Origin of the sequence: Pseudomonas sp. GXM4, assembly GCF_008923895.1 — a bacterium.
Classification (GTDB): Bacteria; Pseudomonadota; Gammaproteobacteria; order Pseudomonadales; family Pseudomonadaceae; genus Aquipseudomonas; species Aquipseudomonas atacamensis.
In genome coordinates this window covers 1-7938 of sequence record NZ_WBRZ01000250.1, presented here as the reverse complement: position 1 = coordinate 7938, position 7938 = coordinate 1, and the positions used below count along the sequence as shown (strand labels likewise).

Sequence of the window (7938 nt, the reverse complement as noted above, 5' to 3'; positions counted from 1 at the left end):
AAAACCACTGTGGGAGCGAGCTTGCTCGCGAAAGCGGTCTGACATATACCTCAGCAATATCTGGAACACCCCATGCCCAACATCCTCCTGGTCGAAGACGACACCGCCCTCGCCGAACTGATTTCCAGCTACCTGGAGCGCAACGGTTACTCCGTCAGCGTCATCGGCCGTGGCGACCATGTGCGCGAACGGGCGCGGATCAGCCCGCCGGATCTGGTGATCCTCGACCTCATGCTCCCGGGCCTCGACGGCTTGCAGGTGTGCCGCTTGCTGCGCGCCGATTCAGCGACACTGCCGATCCTCATGCTCACGGCCCGCGATGACAGCCATGATCAGGTGCTGGGCCTGGAAATGGGCGCTGACGATTACGTCACCAAACCCTGCGAGCCACGGGTGCTGCTGGCTCGGGTGCGTACCTTGTTGCGGCGCAGCAGCCTCGGCGAGCCTTTGGCGGTTAATGACCGGATCGTCATGGGCAATCTGTGCATTGACCTGTCCGAGCGCACCGTGACCTGGCGTGATCAAGCGGTTGAGCTGTCCAGCGGCGAATACAATTTGCTGGTGGTGCTGGCCCGGCACGCTGGCGAAGTGCTGAGTCGCGATCAGATTCTTCAGCGGCTGCGCGGTATTGAATTCAATGGCACTGACCGCTCGGTGGACGTGGCGATTTCCAAGCTGCGGCGCAAGTTCGATGATCACGCCGGCGAGGCGCGCAAGATCAAGACTGTGTGGGGCAAGGGCTATCTGTTCAGCCGCTCCGAGTGGGAATGCTGAGCTGATGTTTCGCATCCTGTTTCGCCTGTATCTGGTGACCATCGTCTCCTATAGCGCGGCGATCTATCTGGTGCCGGATCTGGTAGTCATGGCTTTCCGGGATCGCTTCGTCACCTACAACCTGGACTTTTCCCGAGGTCTGCAATCGCTGATCACCAAGCAGTTTCATGCTGCGCCGCAAGAGCAGTGGCCCGAGATTGCAGCGGCGATGGACAAGGAATTCCAGCCGCTGCACATCGTCCTGACGCCAATCGACGACCCGGTGTTCACTCCCATCGAGCAGGAACGTCTGCACCGGGGTGAAAACGTTGTGCGCATCGGCGACTGGGGCTGGCGAACATTGGCGGTAACTCCGCTGAATGCGGACATGGCCGTGCGCATGGTCGTGCCGCCCGATCCGGTCGACGTCGATCTGTTGTACTGGAGCATCAACGTGCTGATCGGTGCCATGTTGCTCGGCTGCCTGCTGCTCTGGTTGCGCCCGCACTGGCGCGATCTGGAGCGCCTGAAAGGCACCGCCGAACGCTTCGGTAAAGGCCACTTGAGCGAGCGAACCAGGATCGCCCCGAGTTCGAACATCGGCAGCCTCGCCAACGTGTTCGACACCATGGCCGGCGATATCGAGAACCTGCTCAACCAGCAGCGTGATCTGCTTAACGCCGTTTCCCATGAATTGCGTACGCCGTTGACGCGTCTGGATTTCGGCCTGGCATTGGCCTTGTCGGAAGACTTGCCGGCCGCCAGCCGCGAGCGCTTGCAGAGCTTGGTCGCGCACATTCGTGAGCTGGATGAATTGGTGCTGGAGTTGCTTTCCTACAGCCGTTTGCAGAATCCGGCGCAATCGCCCGAGCGCATCGAGGTGTCGCTCGACGAGTTCATCGACAGCATTCTCGGCAGCGTCGATGAGGAGCTGGAATCGCCGGAAATCGTGATTGACGTTCTGTTGCACGGTCAGCTCGAACGCTTCGCGCTGGATCCGCGCCTGACCGCTCGGGCCATTCAAAACCTGTTGCGCAATGCCATGCGCTATTGCGAAAAGCGCATTCAGATTGGCGTGCAGGTCATTGGGGGCGGTTGTGAGATATGGGTTGACGACGATGGCATCGGCATTCCCGACGACGAGCGCGAGCGGATCTTTGAACCGTTCTATCGGCTCGACCGCAGCCGTGATCGCGCGACCGGCGGATTCGGCCTCGGTTTGGCGATCAGCCGCCGCGCGCTCGAAGCGCAGGGCGGCACACTAACCGTTGAGAGTTCGCCGCTGGGTGGGGCGCGATTCAGGCTGTGGTTGCCGGCCATGGCCTGAACCGGATGACGAATATCAGGGCTGCGTTGTGGCGCTGGTCTGCAACACGCATTGCTGGGTTTTACTGTCCCAGACCTGGCCTTTCGGGCATTCGGGTTTCTTGACGGCGTCGCTTTCATCGACAGCAAAAACAGCAGGGCTGGACAGGGCGGCGACCAGCAGCGGGACGGCGAACAGCACTTGGCGAATGTTCATGGTCAATCTCCACTTTTATCAGCTTGGGGAAGTTGTTGTTCTCCTTTGCAGTGACTGTGCAGTTCTGCGGATGATTCAATGTTCTGCAGCGGGCCATTGACTTGTCATCTGCCGGCAGGCTAATTTCCAGCCCATGACTTTCACCGTATCGCGCTGCCAGCCAAGCATTATTACCGCCATTCCTCAACTGGCGGGCTAGCTCACGGCTGCAGCACCCAACCCGCCCTAGAGGCGGGTTTTTACTTTCTGTCTCCGGGGTTCTGAAAAATGTCAGGAGACGACCATGCCGCACAGCCCCGACCAGCAAGCTTTGCTTGAGCATTACGTGAAAAAGATCCTGGCCGCACCGGTGTACGACATTGCGGTGCGCACGCCGTTGCAGCTTGCGCCAGCGTTGTCGGAAACATTGGGCAATCGGGTCCTGCTCAAGCGCGAAGATCTGCAACCGACGTTCTCTTTCAAGATCCGTGGTGCTTACAACAAACTCGTGCAACTGAGCGATGAGCAGCGAGCGCGGGGAGTGATCACTGCATCGGCGGGTAATCACGCGCAGGGTGTAGCGCTGGCGGCACGGGAATTGGGCATCGGCGCGACGATCGTCATGCCGTCTACCACCCCTGAGCTCAAGGTGCTCGGCGTGCGCAGTCGCGGTGCCGACGCATTGCTGCATGGCGAGAGTTTCCCCTTTGCTCTGGCCCATGCGTTGCACTTGGCCGAACAGACCGGATGCACGTTTGTTTCACCGTTCGATGATCCTGACGTGATCGCCGGACAAGGCACCGTGGCAATGGAAATCCTGCGCCAGCATCAAGGCGCCCTGGACGCCATCTTCATCCCGGTCGGGGGCGGAGGTTTGATCGCCGGTATCGCGGCCTACGTCAAATACCTGCGCCCGGAAGTGCGGATCATCGGCGTCGAATCCGAACATTCGGCGTGCCTGCAAGCGGCTTTAAGTGCGGACGAGCGGGTGGTTCTACCGAGCGTCGGCACCTTCGCCGATGGCGTAGCGGTAGCGCAGATCGGCGCGTATGGCTTTGAGGTTTGCCGCTTCTGCGTAGATGAAGTAATCACGGTCAGCAATGACGAGCTCTGCGCCGCGATCAAGAATATCTACGACGATACCCGTTCGATCACTGAACCTTCAGGTGCGCTGGCCGTGGCGGGGATCAAGCGGTACGTGGCGCGCAGCGGCGTTCGCGATCAGACATTCGTCGCCATCGACTCCGGGGCCAACATCAACTTCGACAGCCTGCGCCATGTCGCCGAACGCGCCGCTGCTTGCGGCGTGCCGGCGTAACAAGCGCTCGGGTTATTCCTGCAGGGCGGTGCCGACTTTGTCCGACGCCGACCAGATGCGATAACGCACTTCGACATCCGACGGCGCGTACACCACAACCGGCAATTTGCTGTTGTAACGCAACATGAAGCCGTCGCCGACGACCGGAACGAAAGCACGTTTTTTCTGACTGCCGGGCGGGCAGGCCATCAGCGTGCTCATCGGGCCGATGACCTTTTCCAAGCGATAGAACGGATAGCCCCAGCCTTGCAGATTCTTTTCATCGAGCACACCGCCCAGACGTTGACGGTTGCAATCCACCTCCAGAGTTTTACCAGCGAGAATTTCAACCTGGAAATTCTCTTCCTGCTCTTGTTTCGGCAGATGGATGACCTGACGGGTAAACCCGGTTTCGGCTTTGGGATACGGCGCGACGTCTTCGAGTTTGGCGGCGTGAGCGAGGGTGGAAAGGTTGGCGATTAACAGGCCAGTGATCGCGCAAATTCGTAAGGAATTCATGGAAGCCTCCGTGCGGGTTGAATTGCAATGGGAGACATTCTTGCCGTCATGGTCTTCGAAAGCAAATTCAGCCGGAGATTGCAGATTGCAGTGGACGGGTGGTCGGTTCATGCATTTTGCAAATAGCAGGATACTGGCCACTTTTCCAAGTGCTTGATTTTGCAGGGCGTAAAACGAACCGATCAAAGGCACGCTTTATGCGTTCTTTCCGTGAGGCGCACTGGATTTGGGCGCCTACACTCCAATGGGCATTTCGCAGTACCACCATTTGCCGCACCAAGGAAACAGCGGGGGCACACCCGTGAAGGCGCAGCAAAGGGTCAGCGTGAATACTTGATTGGCAATCGCACAGAAAGGAGAGGGTTCGCCATGTTTTTATCTGCCTTGGAATTACGCAATATCATTGAAAGCAGCTTCTTGCCGAAACGCTGCCAGTGCACGCTGTCACCCGACTTGTCGATGTCCGTCAAAGTCTTTGGCGACCATCGGACCGACCAAGCCGATCTCTACGTCAGTGGAATCGACGCCAGCCGCCTGAACAGCTGCCGTGAAATCAACAACCTGGTCGCTGGCCTGCGTTCCGACCTCGCGCAACAAACCACGACACATCAAACCAGCGCTCGTTCTCGAGCCGTTTAACCCACCGTTTCACCCAGTTCGACCGTCACGCGCCGGGCCTGCACGAAACCCAGGCCCAGCGCGAACTCGACCAGCACCGCGAGCAAAATCCCGGGGCCGGCATGGCCATTGAGCCATTCGCCAAAACCCAACGCCGCCAAACCGAAACAGCCGACGATAAAACCAGTGCTCAGTGCACTGCGTGCCGCTGACGGCGGAGCATTGCGCAGCAAATAAAACATCACCCCCAACGCCGCAAACAGCACCGCGCTGCGCCTTGCGACTATGCCGGTGCCTTCCGAATAGCCAATACTCCAGATCGCCAGCAACACCTCCGGAAAAAATCCCCAGACCAGCGCCAGCAAAAAACACAGGATGGAAGTAAAACTCGACAACGTGCGGAACGACAACTGCATGGCCAATCCTTGCGGCAGTAGGGTAGGCCCCGAGCATACCCGCCGGAGCAACCCCACGCCTATGGCCGACCGGAAATTCAGAAACGTCTGTCAGTTCTGTTGACTGCATGCGTCTGATAATTTCCTGTAACTGATATGTGCGGGCTTGCCGGTGTTGTCGATGTATTTCATGTTGGCGGTGATGACTTTGCATTCCAGGGTCGGCGGCTCGGTTAGCAAAAGCACCTTCGCCACGTGTAGTGGCATGCCGTATTGGTAGGGTGTTTGATTCGATGTGGCGGAGGTGTCGTTGGCTTGGGCCAGTGCGGCGTATGAGCAGCAGGCGAGGGTGGCGGTGAGCAGGAAGGGACGAATGTTCATGAGAGGACTCCAGCGTAACGGATAGGCGCCCGGCACGAAGCCGGACGAGCCTGCCGCACTGGGCGTCAGCGGGGGAGAGCTGAGGGTGTGCGGTGATATGGAGTCTCTGATTGTGGCGTTAAGGCTGAGTTAACCGATGTGAATATGAGCTGAGTTATTTACGGTTGCTTTTTCCTTGTCTCGGGCATTTGTCGTTTGCGATATGAATCATTAGGGTACGGGCTTTGACGTGCTCGAAAAAAATTAATGATAAGGCTGTGCTGCTAAATTTCAGTACCCTAACTTATCTGGAAAAAACGAGAGCGATGGGTGAGTGGCCTTCCACGTTTTTGCGAGTTCTTTTGCTTTTTCTAGTTGCTCTTTTGACAGCTTTTTTTCTATGTCAGGTAATGTGTCGTTGACATCTCGTATTACGTTACCTCCGCCATTAAGCTCCAGCAGATTTGAAAGTAAAGCATACGACTTTACTGGGTCGAACGTGAAACCGTACTTGGAGTTTTCTTCACCTATGTAAGATGCATATCCAAATACACCTTCTACATAGCTTGAGTCGGCGGCTTTCTCGTTCCAGAATCTGAACGAGGCTAAATCATTTTTTTCTATCATGATCGCGGCTAACCCCATCATTGCGAGTGGATAACCATTTTCAGCGGATGCCTTCATCCATCGTTCGATAGCTTGGTTGCGCCTTGAGGGTAGTAAAAATGAGCCATTCCCTTCTTGGTACTTCGTCGCAAGACGGAACTGAGCAAATGCGAATCCATTCTCTGCAGATTTTTCCAGCCATTCCTCGTTGCCCGTCATTTCATATAGCAGGTACATCGACTCGCTATCGCCCTGCTTTGCTCGCTCAACTGCAAGGCTTTTAGCATTAATTACCCAGCTACTGGCAGAGTCTTCACCTGGAGGACAGTTATTCATGGTCGTACACAAATCTTCTCCAATCCTTCCAAGGCGAATCATGGCGTAGATGTTCCCCTTTTTTGCGGAGCTTTCGTATGCTTTTTTAGCCTCCGGAGTCATGTGACGGTTGTTTTTTCTTAGCGCTTCACCGAGATAATAAAGTGCTTCATCGTCACCGCCTTCGGCTGCTTTTTTTAGTGGTTCAATTGCAGAGATAGCTTTGTATTGATTGTATAGTTCAATGCCCTTGGTTTTTGCCTGAGATTGTTCGTTCGTAAGCGCGTTTGACTGGGCTGATACTAGGCTTAAAAATGTTAACGCAGTGGCCAGCAGTTTCATTGAAGTCTTTGCCTGTTCAGTCGTTCATCAAGGGCAGTGGCGATAATTTATCTAGATGGAATTTGGGTGCGGACAACTTAAAAATATACTCAATTACTCAGCTTGTCGGGGAAGAAAGACAGCGGTGGGTGATTGGTTTTCCATTCTTCAGCGACGATTTTTGATTCTTCAATTTGTTCTGGTGTCATCTTTTCAGAAATTTTTTCGATCTTACGGTCGACATAATCTTGCACGCCACCGGCGTCACCGAGTTCTTTTAACAAAGAGAAAATAGCGTAGCCTTTGACTAAATCCAAAGAGTAACCTACTTTATCTGGCGTATGTGAAATGTACGCACCATAGTTACTCATTGCAGCTTGTTCGCCTGTTGCGGCAGCCTTCTCAAGCCAATGTCGAATGCTCGCCATGTCTCCTTGCTTATAAAGCGTCTCTAGATATTGCATCATAGCTTTAGGGTTGCCACCTTCCGCAGAGAGTAGCAGCCATTTTTTGACCGACGCTTCACGTCCTCCAGGAGTAAAGAAGTAACCCTCTCCCTGCCTTTCGCTGATCGCCATCCAATATTGCGCGAGCGGATAGCCTGCATTAGCAGATTTTTCTAACCAATGGTGATCCAGCGTGATTTCGTACATCAAGTATAAAGATTCAGGATCGCCATCATTTGCCTTAGGTAACGTTATTTTTTTTGCCTCTACGAACCATTCTGCTTGAGTTTTTTTTGACGACGGGCAATTTCCCATCGTTGCGCAAAGATCTTTTTTTGCTCGACCCAACTGAATCATTGCGTATATGTTTTTTTTCTCTGCTGCCGATTCATACCAAAATTGGGCTTCGGGAGTCATGTATCCATTTTTCTTTCGAAGAGCTTCGGCAAGATAATACTGTGATTCTATTACGCCGTCTTTTGCCTCTCGCTCTAGCTGTGGAATGGCCGCATCTATTTTCATCTGGTTGTAAAGAATGATTCCGCTTGGTCCACTTTGCTGAGGGACTGAGGATGCATTGGTAAAATTGGCGCTATACGGCGATACTGAAATCAAACCCAAGCTGAACATTAGAATGATTTGATTTAATTTGATTTTTATTAGTCTGTTCATTGGTAGCCTTTTAAATAGGGTGTCGCCCCACTAAGCGAGTAGGTTGGTAATGGGACATAATTTTGTTGACAATAATCGGCCAGAGTTGCACCAAGTAATTTTGCGTGCGATTTATAGTTTTTACGTACTTCAACA

9 protein-coding genes and 1 pseudogene are annotated in these 7938 nt (G+C 54.3%); 4 read left to right on the top strand and 6 right to left on the bottom strand.

The features are described 5' to 3' along the window. Positions 1–72 precede the first annotated feature (72 nt). Entirely contained in the window at positions 73–774 is a 702-nt protein-coding gene (locus F8N49_RS22655) for a response regulator transcription factor (protein ID WP_016774890.1), read from the top strand. Positions 775–778: 4 nt separating this feature from the next. Beyond that, on the top strand, positions 779–2080 hold the full coding sequence (locus F8N49_RS22650) for an ATP-binding protein (protein ID WP_151552683.1): 1302 nt from the start codon (positions 779–781) through the stop codon (positions 2078–2080). A 15-nt stretch (positions 2081–2095) separates the two neighbouring features. Here F8N49_RS22650 and F8N49_RS22645 read toward each other — a convergent pair whose 3' ends face one another. Beyond that, entirely contained in the window at positions 2096–2275 is a 180-nt protein-coding gene (locus tag F8N49_RS22645; RefSeq protein ID WP_151552681.1) for a hypothetical protein, read from the bottom strand. 283 nt (positions 2276–2558) lie between these two features. Here F8N49_RS22645 and ilvA point away from each other — a divergent pair. Next, positions 2559–3548: pseudogene (gene ilvA, locus F8N49_RS22640) on the top strand (threonine ammonia-lyase, biosynthetic); the annotation flags it as partial. 36 nt (positions 3549–3584) lie between these two features. Here ilvA and eco read toward each other — a convergent pair. After that, positions 3585–4070: a serine protease inhibitor ecotin gene (gene eco, locus F8N49_RS22635; protein ID WP_151552677.1), complete on the bottom strand. Its 486-nt coding sequence runs from the start codon at positions 4068–4070 to the stop codon at positions 3585–3587. Positions 4071–4439: 369 nt separating this feature from the next. Between eco and F8N49_RS22630 the strand changes: the two genes are divergently transcribed. Further along, entirely contained in the window at positions 4440–4709 is a 270-nt protein-coding gene (locus F8N49_RS22630) for a DUF1652 domain-containing protein (protein ID WP_016774885.1), read from the top strand. Here F8N49_RS22630 and F8N49_RS22625 read toward each other — a convergent pair. The 4 genes from F8N49_RS22625 to F8N49_RS22610 form a co-directional block, all read right to left on the bottom strand. After that, positions 4706–5104 (bottom strand): hypothetical protein, encoded by a 399-nt coding sequence (locus F8N49_RS22625; RefSeq protein WP_073476138.1) that lies wholly within the window; start codon positions 5102–5104, stop codon positions 4706–4708. The genes F8N49_RS22630 and F8N49_RS22625 overlap by 4 nt on opposite strands. A gap of 90 nt (positions 5105–5194) precedes the next feature. Next, positions 5195–5464 (bottom strand): DUF2790 domain-containing protein, encoded by a 270-nt coding sequence (locus tag F8N49_RS22620; protein ID WP_151552675.1) that lies wholly within the window; start codon positions 5462–5464, stop codon positions 5195–5197. Positions 5465–5734: 270 nt separating this feature from the next. Continuing rightward, on the bottom strand, positions 5735–6706 hold the full coding sequence (locus F8N49_RS22615) for a tetratricopeptide repeat protein (protein WP_178117061.1): 972 nt from the start codon (positions 6704–6706) through the stop codon (positions 5735–5737). A gap of 89 nt (positions 6707–6795) precedes the next feature. Beyond that, positions 6796–7803 carry a tetratricopeptide repeat protein gene (locus tag F8N49_RS22610; RefSeq protein WP_122750480.1) on the bottom strand — a complete coding sequence of 336 codons (1008 nt, stop codon included), beginning with the start codon at positions 7801–7803 and terminating at the stop codon, positions 6796–6798. Positions 7804–7938: the final 135 nt, after the last annotated feature.

Coding starts and splice junctions, on each gene's coding strand:
- F8N49_RS22655 (WP_016774890.1), top strand. CDS start 73: ATGCCCAACATCCTCCTGGTCGAAGACGACACCGCCCTCGCCGAACTG.
- F8N49_RS22650 (WP_151552683.1), top strand. CDS start 779: ATGTTTCGCATCCTGTTTCGCCTGTATCTGGTGACCATCGTCTCCTAT.
- F8N49_RS22645 (WP_151552681.1), bottom strand. CDS start 2,275: ATGAACATTCGCCAAGTGCTGTTCGCCGTCCCGCTGCTGGTCGCCGCC.
- eco (WP_151552677.1), bottom strand. CDS start 4,070: ATGAATTCCTTACGAATTTGCGCGATCACTGGCCTGTTAATCGCCAAC.
- F8N49_RS22630 (WP_016774885.1), top strand. CDS start 4,440: ATGTTTTTATCTGCCTTGGAATTACGCAATATCATTGAAAGCAGCTTC.
- F8N49_RS22625 (WP_073476138.1), bottom strand. CDS start 5,104: ATGCAGTTGTCGTTCCGCACGTTGTCGAGTTTTACTTCCATCCTGTGT.
- F8N49_RS22620 (WP_151552675.1), bottom strand. CDS start 5,464: ATGAACATTCGTCCCTTCCTGCTCACCGCCACCCTCGCCTGCTGCTCA.
- F8N49_RS22615 (WP_178117061.1), bottom strand. CDS start 6,706: ATGAAACTGCTGGCCACTGCGTTAACATTTTTAAGCCTAGTATCAGCC.
- F8N49_RS22610 (WP_122750480.1), bottom strand. CDS start 7,803: ATGAACAGACTAATAAAAATCAAATTAAATCAAATCATTCTAATGTTC.